Below are 16,705 nucleotides of genomic sequence, written 5' to 3'. Positions count from 1 at the left end.
GATAGGGGCGAGGCTTGCCTGAGAGTGTATCCTAGTAGGATATTCAGAAAGGCAAGCCTCACCGTATTAGGTACAAAGTACTCGGTACTCGGTATTTGATTCCCCTTGGGTTTGAAAATACCAAGTACTAAGTACCCCGTACCAAGTACCATGAAATTTAGCTGGTGAATGATCACCCTTGAGACTACACAAAGCTAAATCTCACCCAAAGAAACGACTGTAAAAAGAGACCGGCTCACTTCCTTCGGGAGGTGGCCGGTTTTGTTTTTGTGGGTGGTTATATCCTGATCGTAGTAGGTGTTGATTACGCAGGTAGTTACATTGTGATCAATATGACCAAGGAGATGATTACTGTAAAATACTGGCGTCCTAGGGCAAAACGGAATTTTGCTTACATTATAACATCACATTAAATTTACAAATTCAATTTCTTTGAGCTATTCTTTTTCCCTGCCCGCTGGAAGTACAATACCCCCATCATAATGATGCCGCCACTGGTCAAATGATAGAGGTGGAGGTGCTCGCCAAAAAAGACGGCAAAGAGCGCAGCAGCTAGTGGTACGACATTCATAAATAAGCCAGCTTCGTGGGCGCCTCGGCGCTTGATGCCTTCATTCCAGAGTAGATAAGCTAGTCCTGTACCCAAGATCCCGATGCCAAATACGGCCAACCAAAATTGGAGATCCCCTCCTTGAATACCCGGTTCGCCAACAAAGGGTAGTAAGAGGATAAAGCCTAGTAAGCACAGGGCATTGGTTGCCAGGGTAAAGGAGATATTGGGGAAGGCACTGCCGTATTTTCTTACCCAAATATTTTGTAGCGAAAAGACGATATTGGCACCGATGATCAGCAAGTCTCCCTTGGACCAGGCCAGGGTGAGCAGGTTAGCTACTTGCCCTTTACTTAGGAGAAACAATACGCCCATCACGGCGACGAACATGCCCAGTTTTTGGCCGTTGTTAATGGGCTGCCCCAAGAGCCAACGGGCAAAAAGCATGGTCAGCACGGGGTTTAAGCTGACGATGAGGGCCGCATTCAGTGCGGTTGTGAATTGTAAGCCCAGAAAAAACAGAAGATTAAAAGCAAATAAGCCAATCAATCCCACCAGTAATACACCCTTGGGGCCTTGGCGGAATGCCCGCCCTGGCCATGCTTCTTTATTTCTCCATTGAAGAATAACGAGAAAACCAACCCCAAAAAGATAACGCCAAAAGCCTGCTTCCACAAAGTTGACCTGGGCAAGCATAACCTTCGCCAGGTGGAAGTTGAGTCCCCAGAGGATAGTCGCGATGAGTAAAAAGAAGATAGGGTGCATGAGGAGTTTTTGGAAATAGAAAGCCGCAATTGCTATAAGCAATTACGGCTTTCTGAGAGTGGGCCCAGTAGGGCTTGAACCTACGACCTACGGATTCACCTTCCGCAGCTTTCGCCATGGGGTAGGACTATATCATCGCCCTATTCCAAAATAAATTTTGGAACTTAGGCGGGGGGCGTTCGAGGAAGGCTTATTGGTTGATCTCCTCACCTTCTAGTCTCTGCACCTTCCTGGGTACTTCCCAATCAAGATTGGGATGATCTTCTCCAGGCTTGGCTCAGGATTGCCGTATCGTAAATATTACGGTTTAGGTTTCCCTGAGTTAACCCCCTGCTCATCTCGCCGTTTCCGACGAGAGGCACCGCGGAGCGTCTTTTTGACGGCATTTAAAGCATATTCTGGATTATGTTCTTCTGCATGGCAGTTTGCACATAAGAGAATACATTTTTCAACCTCTTCCAATATTGCTTCCCAACTTCTGTTTGATAACATCCTATGCCCTAGTTTAAAAGCTTTAACCTCTGGATCAAGATGATGAAATTGAAGAGCGGCAATATTTTTTGAGTAGCCGCATGAATTACACTTTCCACCTAAAAGCTCAATCAACTCAAGTTTCCTTGAAATAGCTCGAATCGTTTGGGAATGGTAAGTGTTAGTTTGTGCTTTTACACGATGGTAATGATGCTTTTGTTTGCAAGTATTCCCGCAATACATCTTTTTTTGACCCGATAAAGGGACCTCGCATACTACACAAAACTTCTTCATGATTATTGAAACTCTCCTTTGATGAGTCCGGTGCTCTAACCAACTGAGCTATAGGCCCTTGCTGTTAAGCGCGCCAAAGATACGGATACCCGCGTCTTTGCGCAAAGAAAAATGCTTAGAAACGTAAAAAAGTTCCTCAGAGGAAGTCGTAATTTTCAAAATCGGAGGTGGGAAGTGGGAAGTCGGAAGTAGCGCGACACGAATAGGTAGGGCATACCTAAATCACTAACTGTCTTCAAATACTTCCGATTTTGAGATGGTTGATTTGGGCACCCTACCTTTGGCATAGCCATGCCACATAGTGATCCCTACGGGGCCTTCGGCATACACCTTTTAGCTAAAGGGGGCGAAAATACTTCCGACTTCCCACTTCCGACTTCCGATTTTTGGTGCGAGATTTAGGTGATTCCCTCCATTTGGTCACCTAACCTTTACACCCTTACACTTTTAGTATAGCCATGCCTTTAGCACCAGCTTACTTCCCACTTCCGACTTTACTTATCCATATGCACATCCATCTGCGGAAACGGAATGCTTACACCACCAGCATCAAAGCCTTTTTTCACGTTTTCTTGCATGTAGAAGAAAGTATCCCAGTAGTGTTCACTTTTACAGAAGGGGCGAGTGTTGAGATTGACCGAGCTGTCGCCGAGTTCGCCGACGACGACTCCCTGTTTGGGTTCATCAAGAATCCAGGGGCATTCTTTGCCAACGCGGAGGATAATCTCGCGGGCTTTGTCGATGCTGTCGCCGTAGCCGATACCGAAGGTGAGTTCTACACCAATGGTTCCCTGGCCAGAGATGTTGGTGATGACATTGCTGGTTACGACACCGTTGGGGACAATGATACGCTTGTTGTCAAGGGTGGCTAATACAGTGTTGAAAATCTGAATGCCTACGACCGTGCCCGTTTGGCCACCACCGATGGTCACCAGGTCGCCTACTTTGTAAGGACGGAAGGTGAGTAGTAGTACACCACTGGCAAAATGCCCCAAGCTGCCTTGTAGTGCCAAACCAACGGCAAAAGCCATAGCACCAAAAATCGCCACAAAAGAGGTGATCTCAATGCCAAACATGCTGGCAGCAGCCAATAAAATCATTACTTTGAGCCCCACACTGATCAAAGAGGTAAGGAATGGACGGATGGTTTCATCCATCTTCCGCTTCTCCATGCTTTTCTCAACGGCACGGATAACTCGGCCTACTATCCAGAAACCAATGATCAGTGTAAGTAGCGCACCTACCACTTTAGGAGCATAAGCGGTAATAAGTTCTGATAATTTATCTAAGTCAAAAAAGTCCATAATCGTTCTCGATTTTTATAATTAATGGGTATTAATGGAATACATTCTTGGCAGCTGCAAAGCAGCATAGGAGCAAACGATAGCACAGAACTAATCAACAGTGTTTATTGTATCAGATGGGATGAATGTCTCGTCGGGATAATGACGTACAAAAATAAACAAGTAACGGAACGTTCCTCCAAAATAGCAAAACTTTATGCAGAAAAAGTACCTCACCAAGGCCCAAGCCTTAAGAAAACTTCAACGATTTTGCGCTTATCAGGATCGTTGCCACTCGGAGGTACGCAGTAAATTGATTGAGTTGGGGGTCTATGGCGATACCCTGGAAGAGGTAATGGCCGAGCTGATTGTTGAACGTTTCCTGGATGAAGAACGCTTCGCACGTTCCTACGTACGTGGTAAATTTCGCCTCAAGAAATGGGGCCGCATCCGCATTAAGCAAGAGCTTAAAATGCGCAAAATATCGGCTTATTGCACTAAAAAAGGATTAGAAGAAATAGAGGAGGAAGAATACATGGCTTGTCTGCGTGCCATCCTAGAGAAAAAAATATCAGACTATACGCGTAAGTATGATGATTTTACTGCCCACCAGAAAGCTGCCGTCTACGCCAATGGCCGCGGATATGAATTTCCTTTGATATGGGAGATACTTAGGGAGATGAGGTCAAAAGTGTAAAAGTTGGGTGGGTGTAATACGGTGTAAAAGTTGGGTAGGTGTAAGGGTGTAAGCGTTGATTGACCCTAGTAGCTGCATGACTGACCGATCCCTGCACCAAAGTCGGAAGTGGGAAGTAACGAGGTACACGTAGATTAAAGAGGGGAAATTTTCCTACTAGCTAAATACAGATACTTCCGACTTCCCACCTCCGATTTCCGACTTTGAAAACCCTTACACTTTTCCAACCCTTACACACTTTATCTCCTCAACAACAACACCTGCCCCTGGGTCCAGGTGCCGTCTTGGGCTTCGTGGCGGAGCCAGTAGGTGCCGGCAGGATAACGGCCCAAATCCATGTCAAACTGGTCCTGTGCATTTTGCTGGAGCAAGAGTTTCCCTTGTGCATCCGCCAAGTAGAGGGTGCCAGGGGTATCCGTGAAGTTCAGACTGATCGGTCCGCTGGTCGGGTTGGGGTAGTAGGTCCATCCGCGGTCGGCGGGTTCGTCAATAGTGGTTTCTGCTATTGGGGTCTCACAGGTACTCAACTTGCTGCGATCAATACTCAGGCGAGCCAGTACATCATTGAGGTATTCTACTTCGTAGCTATCGGTAGAGGGTTCGATATGGCTGTTGCCAATACCACTGTGGTCGGTAATGAAGGTATAGGTGCCATTGGTCGCCAGCGCCATGCTACGGAGGAGGAACTCGGTATTCTTATCCACTCCGCTACAGCTTACCGGAATGATCTGAATACCCCGCTGAGCTGCCTTGGTGATGGCCACCTGCATCCGCTTGATATTTTCTTCTTCTTGGTGGGGTGGGGCGTCCAATACCAGGAACAACAAACGTGTACTGGCTGCATCACGCCATTGTAGCGAATCCAATGCACTTTCTAAAGCGGCTTCTACGGCCTCAGGATAATCGCCGCCGCCTTGGGCCTGCTGTTGTTCTACAAAAGATACCGCAGTTTTTGACTCCTTAGTGAAGGCCTGCACGCGCGTCAGGTATTCCTCTCCTTGGTCGCGGTAGAAAACGCTGCCCAGTTGTAAGTCAACTCCTGGTAAGCCTTCCCGTACCCGACGAATTACATCCAGCAATTCGGCTTGGAGGTAGCTGATTTCATCTCCCATTGATCCGGTGGCATCTACCACAAAGGCAATGTCTACCATGGCCTCTTCGCGACAATCCGTGCGGATGGTCTCAAAATTGATACCTTCATTAAAAGGCTTGGCCTTGGCAATGCGCTTTTTCTGCCCCTCGTAGTTGATCAATATGGTCAGTTCATTGGCTGGGTTGTCAACATCCCGAAAGTAGTGGGCCCACAATTCGGCCCGCCCTTGAGCATCGGTGCGTGCTTGCCAGAGGGCGTTGCCTTGGCCATCTTCTAAGGTAGCGATTGCGTTTACTACGGCCGCTCCGCTTGGGGTAGTCAGTTGTAGGGTGTAGCGGTGGTCGGCAAATTGCTGCCACTGGCTGCGGTACTGTCCCAGGTCTTCCTTGCTGATGTCGGCCCACATGTCCCACTTGCTGAAGTCATTGATTTCTCCGGCGGTCAGTTGGCCTGCCGATGGGAGGTCAATGCCTTTGGCTACTATATCTTTAGTGCCACCACTGTCCTCCATTGATGTAGCGAGTGTAGTCGAGAACATGGCGTCAGTGGTGTAAGATTCCGACCGTAAAGCAGGTCCTTCTTCAAATACCGCTGATGGCGGTGGCGGGGGTGGCGCTGAATGCGAAGGAGGTGTCATAGGTGCTTCGGCTTCAGCGTAAGAACTAATGCTCAACATTTTTTTGTCAGCCCTGCGAGCACTCAATCCTGTTACTACCACTTCGTCAAGTCTCACGCCTGCTTTCAGCGTAAAAGTATTTTTTTTCTTTTCGCAGGCGTTTTTTACTTCCAGCGTTTCAAAACCGGTATAGTAAATGGTGAGGTCAACACAAGGTGCTGGGGCCATCAGTTTAAAGTTGCCATCAACATCAACGACCGTACCCATCGTCGTGCCTACCACCAGTACCGTGGCTCCGATCAGGGCCTCTTTGCTTTCGTCCTGTACGTGGCCCGTTATCTCGTATTCACCACGGCTTTCTGTGGGGTATAGGGTGTTGCCCGTTGGCGTATAAACAGCAGGCAAATGTTTGATGATTGGCAAAGTGTAGGTCATCGCTTTGGCCGATGCTGCATCAATAGTAAGCACATCGTAACCCGGGAAATACAAGGTCAAGGCACCAACAAGAGCTTCTCCTGCAAGCACAAAACAACCATTGACATCCGTCTGCGTCAGCACTTTGCCACTTTCATCTTTTACATCAACATAAAGCATGGCTTGCCCCGCTTCATTGACGACACATCCGCTAATGTCGTTGACTTTACGAGCCGAAAAAGCACTCCAGCTCAGGCTGCAAGTCAATAGAAATACTAAAAGGATAATATTCGTTTTCATATCGTTTTGGATTTAATTTTTGTAGTCTGGGCTTAAGCCCGGACGTTAAATGATTATAGGTATTGTTTAATGTTGTAGCATCCCGACGACACGGCTAGTGGATACCCAACCCTTACACTTTTACACCCTTACACTTTTTCAACCCTATAAGGATTTCGCCTTACCAATCAACCCAATCATCTCTTTGCGGTAGCCAAATGGGTCGCGACCGGCCGACTGGCGGGCCATCTGTTCGCAATGGTCGTAGTTGGCGGTGCCTTTGTGCTTGCTATCGCGCAGCAGCATCGCAAATTCTGCTACGCTGGCTGCCCAGCGCAGATTACCGCTGCTTTGGCCGAAACTACTGCTACGGGCATCTACGTTATAAGCCAGCTCCGAGGCTTTGTTGGCGTTAGGTTGTTTGTAGCGCAACCGCACAATAGCGGCGGCATCGGTGGCTCCGGCGGTCATGCTGGGGGTGATTTCATAAAGGGCGGTGATGGTGTGTCCGGCACCCAGTTCACCGGCGTCTTTGGCGTCGTTGCGGAAATCTTCGTTGGCCATCAAGCGGTTTTCGTAGCCGATCAGGCGGTAAGCGGCTACGTAAGTGGGGTTGAACTCTACTTGTATTTTCACATCTTTGGCGACGGTGAAGAGGGTGCCGCCAAATTCATTGACCAGCACTTTTCGGGCTTCACTCAGTTGGTCGATGTAGGCGTGGTTGCCATTGCCTTTGTCGGCGAGGAGCTGCATCTTGTCGTCCTGCAAGTTACCACGACCAAAGCCGAGTACAGAGAGGAAGATGCCGCTTTCGCGTTCTTTCTCAATCAAGGTTTCTAAGCTGCCGTTGTCACTGATTCCTACATTGAAGTCGCCGTCGGTAGCCAGAATCACCCGGTTGTTGCCACCTTCGATAAAGTTTTCTCGCGCTACCTGATAGGCTTGTTGAATACCTGCAGCTCCGGCAGTGGAGCCCCCGGCTCTTAGTTGTGTAAGGGCCTCCTTGATCTTGGTTTTATTATCGCCAGGTGTAGATTCCAGTACGAGGCCGGAGGCACCTGCGTAGACCACAATGGCCACCCTATCATCAGGGCGAAGATTGTCCGTCAGTATTTTCATGCTCTCTACCAACAGCGGTAGTGCATCCGGGCGATCCATGCTTCCGGATACATCCAGCAGGAACACAAAGTTGGCGGCAGGCAGGTCGTCTTTGGCAATCTCCATGGCGCGCATACCTACCAGCAGAAGTTGACTTTCATCATTCCAGGGGCAGCTGGCCAGCTCGGTGCTTACCGTAAAGGGATGCTTGCCATCAACGGGCGGAGGATAGTTGTATTGGAAGTAGTTGATCATTTCTTCGCTGCGGACGGCATCGGCGGGAGGCAGTTGGCCTTCGTTGATGAAACGTCGTACATTACTGTAGCTGGCTGCATCCACGTCAATCGCAAAGGTGGAGATATTTTCCGTGGCGGTAGGGATAAAATCGTTTTCGGTGATGGTGGCGTAGTTGTCGCCACTCGTAGGTTCGGGAGAAGGCGCGTAACGCGGCGATGCAGGAGTAGAAGCCATCATTGATGCTGGTGCGCCAGCATATTCTGCCGATAGTTTGCGATCAGCTCTACCCCTTGATTCTCTTTTTTGTCGAATACCGGAACCTATTACTACCACTTCGTCTAAAGCCGCTCCTGCTTTTAAACCTACTTGGATGGGGAGATCATAACAGGCTTCCACTTCGGTGGTTTCAAATCCGGTATACGAGATCACCAGCGTATGGCAGGAGTCTGTTCCTGTTAAAGAAAAGCTGCCATCAATATCCGTGACCGTACCTCGTGAGGTGCCTTTGATGAGAATGGAGGCTCCGATGAGTACTTCACCGCTATCAGCGGCAGTAACGGTTCCTTTAAAAGTATAATCTGTTTCGCTGGAGATAGCGAAAAGGCAAATGGTAAATAGTGAGATTAACCAGGTTTTCATAGGTTTTTTTTTGAGTCCGGTTGCTAGATGCAGAGCGGCAACATATTGCACAAGCCATAATAATGTTTTCTTAAAATTAGACTTGTTCGTCCGGGGGGCTTTGGTAGGAAGACGCCGCTATCTTTTGTTCCCGCAAGCGAACAAAGTGGGAACATAGCCTTACAGGGTGACCGGGAATAGGATTTGGGAATACATGAGGATAAATAAGCAAGTGTAACTCCTGCGAATTGATCCATTGGTTCCGGCCAAGTTCTTTGAAAAATCGGGTTAAACAAGATGTTTTGTGCCTTGAGAAGCCAAAATATGGCCTTTACTGTCCAAATTGATGGAAAAAGGAGGTACTTGGCCAATTTACGTAAGTTATTGGCCAAGCACATCAACGTAAATTCCGCTTTTACTTTTTCCAGGCCCCGGAGTAAAAACCGAGTATATCCCAGATTGTATTTCAAATGGCCAAAAATGGCTTCAATGGGGTGTAGTCGTCGGTTATACATCTTTTTGCCTTCTGGGATATTTAATCGCTGCTTCATTTGGTCTCTTAATGCTTGTCTTACTTCTCTTAAGATCGTACGATAAGGAGACCTCTTAGGAGTACATTCATCTTTGAAAGGGCAGTTTTTACACGCCGTCGTGCGATATTGGCGATATTCTTTATTACGAGTCCGGTCTATTTTAATGCTTTTGAACGATAGGGTGTGCTTAGCCGGGCAAGTGTATACATCTCGTTGATCGTCATAGTCAAAATGAACACTATTAAAAGGTTGATTTTCAAAAGTGGCATTCATGTCTCGGTAAGGGACGTATCCACAGATGTTGTTGGTGTCCATGTATTCAAAACTGTCGAAAGTGCCAAAGTCAGCATCGGCTAGGACAACCTGGACCTGTTGACCAGTGTTGGCTTGAATGCCTTGAAGAGCAGGGATCAGTTGTGCTTTATCATTGCCATCTAAGACCACATTATTATAGGAGATAATTTGATCTTCACTACAGGCTACCTGGATATTATAATTCGTATCAAAGTTTCCTTTTTTACCTTTCATGATCGGGGCATCCGGATCGGTTAAGTTCATCGTCTTTTTGGACTCATCGGTTTTCATGACCTCAATGGCATCACTGATTTTTTTGTACAGGCGTTTGTTCGCTACTATTTTTTTTTTGAGATCCCTCATCAGAAGGCTCTTTTTCTAATGAGGCAATATCATCCAAGAGTACCTGTTGCCATTTTTCATATTGTGCTGCCGTTTTTGTCCGACCCTTGGAGCTATTGGATTCCTCTTTGCTACCATCCACAATACTAAAAGTGGCATCCCCCAAACCAAATTCCTGACACTTTTTTAGTACTTGGACGAAAAGATCTCCAAAATGCAGATAGTTATCTCTACGAAAATCATTGATGCAACTCTTTTGAGGACCATAGTTTTTACTCAAATAAATGAAGCCAAGGTTTTCCTCACAGGCTTTGGCTAACTTCCGACCGCTCCGAATGCCTACGGCATATCCATAAAAAATGATACTGAGCAGTAATTTAGGATGCAAAGCATTTTGTCCAAGACCACTATATGTTGCCTCAATGGCACTTGTATCTAAGCTGGATATTATCCTCTCCATCTGCTTGCTTAGGTGCTCGGAAGGAAGATGTTGGCTTAAATCAATCATCACTGAGTGATCAGACCCGATTTCATAATTCTTAAATTTCGCCATAGTTACACATGATAACATTTTTCTATGCCTTAAACTAATCCTATTCCCGGTCACCCTGCTTAGCTACGTGACCACTTTGGTTGCGAAGTGGGAGCGGAAGAGAGCAAGTCAGCCCCCAAATGTTCCCGGCCGAACAAGTCTATTGCGTATATCCCGACAACAAACTGCTATGGGCGCAGCCCAAGCACTTCAGTCGGGATAGACCGATCAAAGGAGTTTGGACAAAAGCCCAAATTATTTTAAGATCGGTCTATCTTTGGATCGAATAAAACGAACACTATGCCTTTTTTGGAGACGCCGATTGCCGATCTTTTCGTTTTTGAGCCCCAAGTGTGGGAAGATGAGCGCGGCTATTTTTTTGAAAGCTACAACCAGGCAACTTTTGCCCAGCACGGCCTCGATTATACCTTTATACAAGACAATGAAGCCAAGTCGTCTAAAGGCGTACTCCGTGGCCTGCACTTCCAGCGAGGTGCAGCTGCCCAGGCCAAGCTGGTGAGAGTTACGCAAGGCGAAGTTTTCGATGTAGTGGTGGACTTACGCGAGGGATCACCTACTTACCTGCAGTGGTATGGGGTGTATTTGTCTGCAGCCAACAAACGCCAGTTGCTGGTGCCTCGCGGTTTTGGGCACGGTTATCTGGTCACTAGTGAAACGGCCGTGTTCAGTTACAAGTGCGATAACCTCTATAATAAAGAAGCCGAAGGTGGCCTCCTCTACAATGATCCCGCCATCGGAGTGATCTGGCCAGAACTTGATGTCCCGTACCAGCTTTCGGAAAAAGATCGGCTGTGGGCTGCGTTGGAGTAGGAGAAGCGAGAAGGAGTTAGGTGCTCGGGGCATTTTATCCAAGATGGGCCAGGCACAATGCACCCTAAAAAAAGCTTCATTGCTCCCTAGAGTCGGGTTTCAAACCCGACCCTAAGGAGCAATGAAACTATATTTCTTGTCCTGCTTACCGCAACAGACTATAAACCATCAGAAGTTCAAAAAGAGAAGACTTTGGTTTTATGACACTCTCCGTATTCATTTCAAGCAGATGACAGGTCTTTCGTTTTAGGCCTACGCATGCCCTTTCCTTCCGCTTTCCGACTTCTGCTTTCCGACTTCGAATCACTTCCGACTTTGCACCTCCTCTCCCAAGCCCGTCAAAAAGCCTTCTTCGCCGTTGGGTTTGCGGTATTTTGCGATGGCATTGTGGTTGCGAAGTTCGTAGAAGAGTGCTGCCTGTTCCTTTTCGTCGCTACAAAAGGTGAGTCGCTCATAAAGAGGAGGTGTGAGTTGTTTACCATCATGATCAAGGAGTGCGTATAAATTACTGTCGTACGTTTCGGCCTCCAGGTAGCCAAAGATGGTCTTCCTGATATTGCGGTAGTCGAGGATTGCAGAGATTCGGTTGCCATCGGCGTCCAGTATCCAGTATTGTCTCCTTAGGTTGGAAGCAAGATAGCGGTCGGCACTGAGACATTTGATCACATAATAAGCATCTTTCTTGGTGATGGGGTTAAAATCTCGATCAGTCAATACCCAGTATCTACCTTCTCTGACCACCATGCGGTCGTCATTAAATGACATGATGTCGTCTTTTTCATAAGGTAAAAAGTCGCCTTTTTTTAAGTCATGGTAGTATCGCTTGCCATCTTTACGGGTACCAAAAACAGTAGACCCGATTTTAGGCTCCCACCAAATACGATCATAGATAGCAGGGAGTATTTCTCCTCCGAATTGGTCGATCAAACCAGCTTTGTTTTCTTTATTGATCAGGTAAAGATCCTGTCCGACCGGAGTAATGTACTCATAAGCAAAGGGTAAAAGTACGGCACCCATTTCGTTGATGATGCCGCAGAGACTATCGAGGCAGACGCGAAATTTGTTGGGAGCCACAGGGTAAGCATTATCAAAAGCAGCCTTGATATCAGAAGGGATCGCATCCTCCCTGCGTTTTCCCGGACTTTCCCATAAGCCGGCCTCCCAAATGGCGTGTGCCTGTGCCGTCCTGATGATCTCCGGAGTTGGTCTTATTTCCTCTGCGAGGAAGTCGAAATGATGGTCTTTATCGTAGAGCATAAGCCGCCCTTCGCGCAATTCCATCGTCATCCCTTGGTTGGAACGAAAGGGCCGTCGGCTACCAAAATGATCTTGATAGCGAACATTGAACAGGAATCGCCCCCAGCCCAAGTTGCTCCACTTGCCGTGTAAGACTTCTCTTTTCTGACCATCTATCAAATCAAAAGAGCCGTCTTCATAGACCTCCAATACCAGGTTGTCGATTGGGCAGTTCCAAAGCCCAACTGGCTGTTCTTGTCGTAGCGGGAGCTGATCGCGATAAACGATGGTACGTGTCACCAGGGTAAAGGTGCCGGTGGCGTGGTTATGCTCCAGCATATTGACCCAATTGCCACGGTCGTCGTAGCGGTAGGTAAAAGTGGACTGACTATTGCCTTTGTTGACAGCAGTAAAGGAGCTTTCCGTTTTACTGACGAGCCCCTGTTTGTTGTAAGTATAAATTTCTTTTGAAATAAGTGCATTATTGGTGTCGAATACTTCTCGTTGCAGAGGGAGGCCATCCTGGTATTCGGAGAAAATCTGAAGGTTATGCTGGCGAGCGACGAGTTTTTCGGAGAGCCGGGAACGCCCTTTTGGAATGAAAACCATCTCGTTGAGAGGTGCACCATTTAAAGTGCAACGGATGGAGCTGGCCCGTCCTCTTCGATCGAAGGTGTAATTGAGTAAGGTCACTGTACCATAAAGCTGGTTTTTTTCTTCAATGTGCTGTAGTTGTCCGTTTTCAGTATAACTGAATTGGAGGTGGGAAAAGACATCATCGTCTTCTGTATAGAGAATGATTTCCTGGTAGTCGCCTGCTTCGTTGAGGAGGTTGACGCTGGCGCGTTCTCTTTCTTTGAGTAGGAAATTCCATTCCCCCATTTGGTCTTTAATCGGGTGGGTGGTTTCATAAAAAAATGCTACATCCCCTTTGGTTGGTGCATTGATCAGGCTGCCTTGGGGGCGCTGCAAGCTGAAAACGGATTGGGCAATAGCATTGTGAAAGCTGAGGAGCGTTACAAAAAAAGGTAAAAACATACATAAACAACGTAACATATTACTGAGCGTCTAAAGGAGAAATGATAAGGTTGTCAAGGGTCTATTGCGCTTCTGTTAGGAAAAGTGAGCAATTTTGCTCACTTTTTGGAGCTTAATACAATAGAGCAAGGACGTTTACATCAAACTATTCAAGACAAAGATGAGAAAGTTTATCCTGTTTACTTTTTTGTGGGGGCTACAACTGCCCTTGTTGGCCGTTTTTCTTCTTTTAGCAAAGGAACTTCCTGCCCAGGCGACCATTTTTGAAGTTTTGGGCCTCGACCCTAATGGGTGCTCACTAGCAGAAGAACAAAACCTGGTGCAAGAAGAGGAATGGCCTTACGAAGAAGTTCCGGAGGAATGGATAAACGAAGAGCAAGTAGCAGCGATGGCCCCGAAAACTTACCCTTCGACAAGCGAAGCGATAGCCTTGTTGAAGGCTTATGTAGGAACGCAGACGGGTAAGGCCAAAGACTTTTTGGAAGGGCATTTGGAATGGCGGGATGACCTCGTCTTATTTCTCGGAAACGGCAAATGGGGCTTGCGCAAAAGTAGCGGCAAGCAACTCATCAAACCTCGCTTTGATGCCATTATTGCAGGTCCAGAAAACAAGGGTTTTGTAGGTTACGAAGGAGGACAATGCAATTACTATTCCGAAAACGGCAAGGCTTATTTGCCGAAAGGTTATCTGCACATTCAGCCGCTGCAACAAGATGCCTTCATTGTGATGACTCCAAAAGGATATGGTTTGCTTGATGTTAAAGGGCAGGAACTGATCCCTCCGGTGCAGTTGGGCATTACCCCGCTTCAGAAAGGCACTCCTTTTCTGAAAGTCCGCTACGAGGACGAAAAGTACTATTGGTTCAACGTCCGCAACGGGCAAAAGACCTATTTCCAGAACAGCTACTATGGCTTGAATTTCTTCGGAGACCGCTATGTGATTGTGGACGAACAATACCTGATAGATTTACAAGAAGGTAAAAGCGTTTTTTGTGGAGATAAGCTAAAGGTAAAACTCCTGGATGCGGAACGAGGCTATTTGTCGGTGTCTAGCGAAAGCGATCCCTTGTTGAACTACATTATTAACCCAGCGGGCCAACTGATTAGTAAAATGGCTTTCGCCGATGTAGCTGCCTACCTGCCAACAGGGCATTTTGTGGTAGGCTACGTGGAAGATTACGACCCGGATATTACGCAACGCATCCTCTCGGGCGTCATCAACGAAGCGGGAGAATGGACGGTGCCTGCCCGCTACAATTTGCTGGAACAAAAGCTATACGCTGGAAAATACCTACAGCTGACGCAAAGTTACCAGGAGTTTGGGTTGGTGAGTCTGACGGGCGAAGAACCAATCCCGCATCGCCGCTATATTTATTTTGGGTTGGAGCCAGACGGCGAGCACCTGAAAGTACTGTGGCAAGAGGGGCAGGTTAAATACGGGGAGTTGTTGAATATCAATTCTGGAGAAGTCACTCCACTTGATGCACTGGGGTATTGGAAGAGATCACCCATTGGCAACTGTGGTGCCGATACCGTTTATCGTGCACTAAATATCGCCGGTCACATGTTGATCAACGCCAAGGATGAACCGTTGCTGAATGAACCTGCCGGGTTTATCCTGAAGAATGTCGGTGGAAAAACCTTTACCATCAAACGCAAAGCCATCGTCGATGGGAAGACGGTCAACATAGATGAGGTCGTTGATTGCGAGGGCCATCTACTGTATAAAGGTACTGGTCAGCACCAGGAAATTGTGCTTGATGACAACTTCTTGTACCTGCGCAAAGCTAATGGTGAACGGGTTTTTCAGTTGCCTGATGGACGGGAGATACCTGCTACAGAAAACTGGTCTTTGCACAGTTGGTCTTTTGGCGAAGGCCAGTACGTGATGTTCAATGATCACGACCGAAAAGGGGTGATCAGCGATAAGGCAGAAGTGGTCATTCCTCCAATTTTCGATAACTTATTTTTTCATCCCGATCTGGGCCTGATCGCCTTTGAATACGAAAATCAAAAACAATATCTCGACGCCAACGGCGAACTTCTTTTTGGCGGCGAATACCAGCGCGTAGAATATGCAGCCTTGGGATTATTCCGCATTTATAAAAACGGACGATGGGGTATTGGTCGCCGCGATGGGACGATCATACTGCCTGCTGTTTACGAGAATGCCTATCTGGAGCGTGGGGTGATTATTGCCAGTGATACGCAAGGAGAATACACGGTATGTGACTTAGCGGGGAAGGTGCTGGAGTGATGGAGGGAGGGTAACCCTTGCGCAAAACGGAATTTTGGGTACACTCCGACGTAGGCAAAGCCAACGCCGAACAGAGCACTTGAGATTTGTGTAAATGCATGAATGTATTTATACGAATGGGTGTAATTGTGCGGAGTGCTGCGTGCGGAGTGCGGAGTGCGGGAATGACCAACGTTTTGACGCTTACACCTTTCCAACGCATACACCTTTTTGGTGCGAGGTGCGGAATACGAAGTAAGCGCTATCTTCACCAAACCAAATTTGGGTTATCAATAATGCTACCATGAAAGATCAAGAGAAAATAATTGATTTCGATACCAAGCTGTTGGAAAGATATATTGAGAATAAGAGGCCACCATTAGAAATTAGAGATCAGCTTGATATTGGATATCGAAAAGAAGGACAAGCGTTCGAAGTATTTGAAATACGTCCAAACTGGATGGACAATTCAATAAAGATGGAAATACCTGTAGCGAAAGCCAGGTATGTCAAATCAAGGTCAGTGTGGCGATTATATTGGATGAGAGGGAATCTGAAGTGGGATTTTTATGAACCAGCAGGAGAAATGACCTCCCTGTCAGAGGTGTTAGAAGTCATAGATGCCGATACTCATGGATGCTTCTGGGGATAAAAGTAACAAATGAAAATAGATTTAGAGGGTGTATCACGGGAGAAGCAATAGGAGATACGTTACCTATGGAAGTGTGGATACGAGAATTTAGATAAATCATTAGATTCAGATCAAGCACATTAAAAACGCTAAATAATAAATTGAAGAAAATTCATCAGTGGTTTTTACTTTATGGTGATGATATCAAAGGCATAATTAAAGTTATCGCCCTCTTAGTCGTAGTAGTTGGTGGGTATAGGATCTTGCCAAGAGTGCTACGTTATGCGTCTACTATAAAACTGAAGGGAGAAACGATTGGGGTAGTGACCCAGATAAGAAAGGTTGAGAAAATATATGAGTCAGAGGGCGGTGGTAAATTAGGCGTTAAAGGATATGATGTGAAATATTCTTATGTAGTGGATGGCGAGGAAGAGAATAAGCAGGTATACCTGGATAAGCTGAGATATACCATGAAAGAGCGAATGAAGCTCTATCAGTTGCAAGTCGGTGATTCTGTTTTGGTGAAATTTGATCTTGACACACCACATAAATCAACAATAGCCTTCGATTAGCGTTTTTGGTGCGAAGAGCGGAGTAGATTTGTGCGAGATAACCCG

The 16,705-nt window shown here is 46.9% G+C and carries 13 protein-coding genes and 1 tRNA gene; 5 read left to right on the top strand and 9 right to left on the bottom strand.

Annotation, left to right across the window (positions count from 1 at the left end; genetic code table 11):
- Positions 1-415: 415 nt before the first annotated feature.
- The 4 genes from AB0L18_RS05135 to AB0L18_RS05120 form a co-directional block, all read right to left on the bottom strand.
- Positions 416-1,315: a DMT family transporter gene (locus AB0L18_RS05135; protein ID WP_367391504.1), complete on the bottom strand. Its 900-nt coding sequence runs from the start codon at positions 1,313-1,315 to the stop codon at positions 416-418.
- A 59-nt stretch (positions 1,316-1,374) separates the two neighbouring features.
- Positions 1,375-1,446 (bottom strand) — tRNA-His (locus tag AB0L18_RS05130).
- 169 nt (positions 1,447-1,615) lie between these two features.
- Positions 1,616-2,080 (bottom strand): hypothetical protein, encoded by a 465-nt coding sequence (locus AB0L18_RS05125; RefSeq protein WP_367391503.1) that lies wholly within the window; start codon positions 2,078-2,080, stop codon positions 1,616-1,618.
- Positions 2,081-2,574: 494 nt separating this feature from the next.
- Complete coding sequence (locus tag AB0L18_RS05120) at positions 2,575-3,384, bottom strand: mechanosensitive ion channel family protein (RefSeq protein ID WP_367391502.1); 810 nt, start codon at positions 3,382-3,384, stop codon at positions 2,575-2,577.
- A gap of 196 nt (positions 3,385-3,580) precedes the next feature.
- Here AB0L18_RS05120 and AB0L18_RS05115 point away from each other — a divergent pair, with 196 nt between their 5' ends.
- Positions 3,581-4,060, top strand: a complete 480-nt coding sequence (locus AB0L18_RS05115; RefSeq protein WP_367391501.1) for a regulatory protein RecX — start codon at positions 3,581-3,583, stop codon at positions 4,058-4,060.
- 239 nt (positions 4,061-4,299) lie between these two features.
- On the opposite strand, the gene AB0L18_RS05110 is transcribed toward AB0L18_RS05115, so the two are convergent.
- From AB0L18_RS05110 to AB0L18_RS05095, 4 genes are all read right to left on the bottom strand, one after another.
- Complete coding sequence (locus tag AB0L18_RS05110) at positions 4,300-6,483, bottom strand: carboxypeptidase-like regulatory domain-containing protein (protein ID WP_367391500.1); 2,184 nt, start codon at positions 6,481-6,483, stop codon at positions 4,300-4,302.
- 144 nt (positions 6,484-6,627) lie between these two features.
- Entirely contained in the window at positions 6,628-8,436 is a 1,809-nt protein-coding gene (locus AB0L18_RS05105) for a von Willebrand factor type A domain-containing protein (protein ID WP_367391499.1), read from the bottom strand.
- A 23-nt stretch (positions 8,437-8,459) separates the two neighbouring features.
- The gene (locus AB0L18_RS05100; protein ID WP_367391498.1) at positions 8,460-9,605 is read right to left on the bottom strand and encodes a transposase; all 1,146 of its coding nucleotides are present in this window, start codon (positions 9,603-9,605) and stop codon (positions 8,460-8,462) included.
- Positions 9,547-10,137 carry a transposase gene (locus AB0L18_RS05095; RefSeq protein ID WP_367390268.1) on the bottom strand — a complete coding sequence of 197 codons (591 nt, stop codon included), beginning with the start codon at positions 10,135-10,137 and terminating at the stop codon, positions 9,547-9,549. Before AB0L18_RS05095 ends, AB0L18_RS05100 begins: the two co-directional genes overlap by 59 nt.
- Before the next feature lie 279 nt (positions 10,138-10,416).
- Between AB0L18_RS05095 and rfbC the strand changes: the two genes are divergently transcribed.
- On the top strand, positions 10,417-10,947 hold the full coding sequence (rfbC, locus tag AB0L18_RS05090; protein WP_367391497.1) for a dTDP-4-dehydrorhamnose 3,5-epimerase: 531 nt from the start codon (positions 10,417-10,419) through the stop codon (positions 10,945-10,947).
- A gap of 303 nt (positions 10,948-11,250) precedes the next feature.
- On the opposite strand, the gene AB0L18_RS05085 is transcribed toward rfbC, so the two are convergent.
- Positions 11,251-13,221 carry a WG repeat-containing protein gene (locus AB0L18_RS05085; RefSeq protein WP_367391496.1) on the bottom strand — a complete coding sequence of 657 codons (1,971 nt, stop codon included), beginning with the start codon at positions 13,219-13,221 and terminating at the stop codon, positions 11,251-11,253.
- A gap of 160 nt (positions 13,222-13,381) precedes the next feature.
- Here AB0L18_RS05085 and AB0L18_RS05080 point away from each other — a divergent pair, with 160 nt between their 5' ends.
- The 3 genes from AB0L18_RS05080 (at position 13,382) to AB0L18_RS05070 (ending at position 16,660) form a co-directional block, all read left to right on the top strand.
- The gene (locus AB0L18_RS05080) at positions 13,382-15,478 is read left to right on the top strand and encodes a hypothetical protein (RefSeq protein WP_367391495.1); all 2,097 of its coding nucleotides are present in this window, start codon (positions 13,382-13,384) and stop codon (positions 15,476-15,478) included.
- Between the two features lie 283 nt (positions 15,479-15,761).
- Positions 15,762-16,109, top strand: coding sequence for a DUF3024 domain-containing protein (locus tag AB0L18_RS05075; protein ID WP_367391494.1), 348 nt, complete (start codon positions 15,762-15,764; stop codon positions 16,107-16,109).
- Between the two features lie 140 nt (positions 16,110-16,249).
- Positions 16,250-16,660 (top strand): hypothetical protein, encoded by a 411-nt coding sequence (locus AB0L18_RS05070; protein ID WP_367391493.1) that lies wholly within the window; start codon positions 16,250-16,252, stop codon positions 16,658-16,660.
- Positions 16,661-16,705 lie beyond the last annotated feature (45 nt).

It is taken from the genome of Lewinella sp. LCG006 (assembly GCF_040784935.1).
Taxonomy (GTDB): Bacteria; Bacteroidota; Bacteroidia; order Chitinophagales; family Saprospiraceae; genus Lewinella.
This window is presented reverse-complemented; position numbering and strand designations above follow the sequence as displayed.

Excerpts from the sequence above, each read along its gene's own strand:
- AB0L18_RS05125 (WP_367391503.1), bottom strand. The coding sequence starts at position 2,080 with ATGAAGAAGTTTTGTGTAGTATGCGAGGTCCCTTTATCGGGTCAAAAA.
- AB0L18_RS05075 (WP_367391494.1), top strand. The coding sequence starts at position 15,762 with ATGAAAGATCAAGAGAAAATAATTGATTTCGATACCAAGCTGTTGGAA.
- AB0L18_RS05110 (WP_367391500.1), bottom strand. The coding sequence starts at position 6,483 with ATGAAAACGAATATTATCCTTTTAGTATTTCTATTGACTTGCAGCCTG.
- AB0L18_RS05080 (WP_367391495.1), top strand. The coding sequence starts at position 13,382 with ATGAGAAAGTTTATCCTGTTTACTTTTTTGTGGGGGCTACAACTGCCC.
- AB0L18_RS05135 (WP_367391504.1), bottom strand. The coding sequence starts at position 1,315 with ATGCACCCTATCTTCTTTTTACTCATCGCGACTATCCTCTGGGGACTC.
- AB0L18_RS05100 (WP_367391498.1), bottom strand. The coding sequence starts at position 9,605 with ATGAGGGATCTCAAAAAAAAAATAGTAGCGAACAAACGCCTGTACAAA.
- AB0L18_RS05115 (WP_367391501.1), top strand. The coding sequence starts at position 3,581 with ATGCAGAAAAAGTACCTCACCAAGGCCCAAGCCTTAAGAAAACTTCAA.
- rfbC (WP_367391497.1), top strand. The coding sequence starts at position 10,417 with ATGCCTTTTTTGGAGACGCCGATTGCCGATCTTTTCGTTTTTGAGCCC.
- AB0L18_RS05105 (WP_367391499.1), bottom strand. The coding sequence starts at position 8,436 with ATGAAAACCTGGTTAATCTCACTATTTACCATTTGCCTTTTCGCTATC.
- AB0L18_RS05095 (WP_367390268.1), bottom strand. The coding sequence starts at position 10,137 with ATGGCGAAATTTAAGAATTATGAAATCGGGTCTGATCACTCAGTGATG.
- AB0L18_RS05085 (WP_367391496.1), bottom strand. The coding sequence starts at position 13,221 with ATGTTTTTACCTTTTTTTGTAACGCTCCTCAGCTTTCACAATGCTATT.
- AB0L18_RS05120 (WP_367391502.1), bottom strand. The coding sequence starts at position 3,384 with ATGGACTTTTTTGACTTAGATAAATTATCAGAACTTATTACCGCTTAT.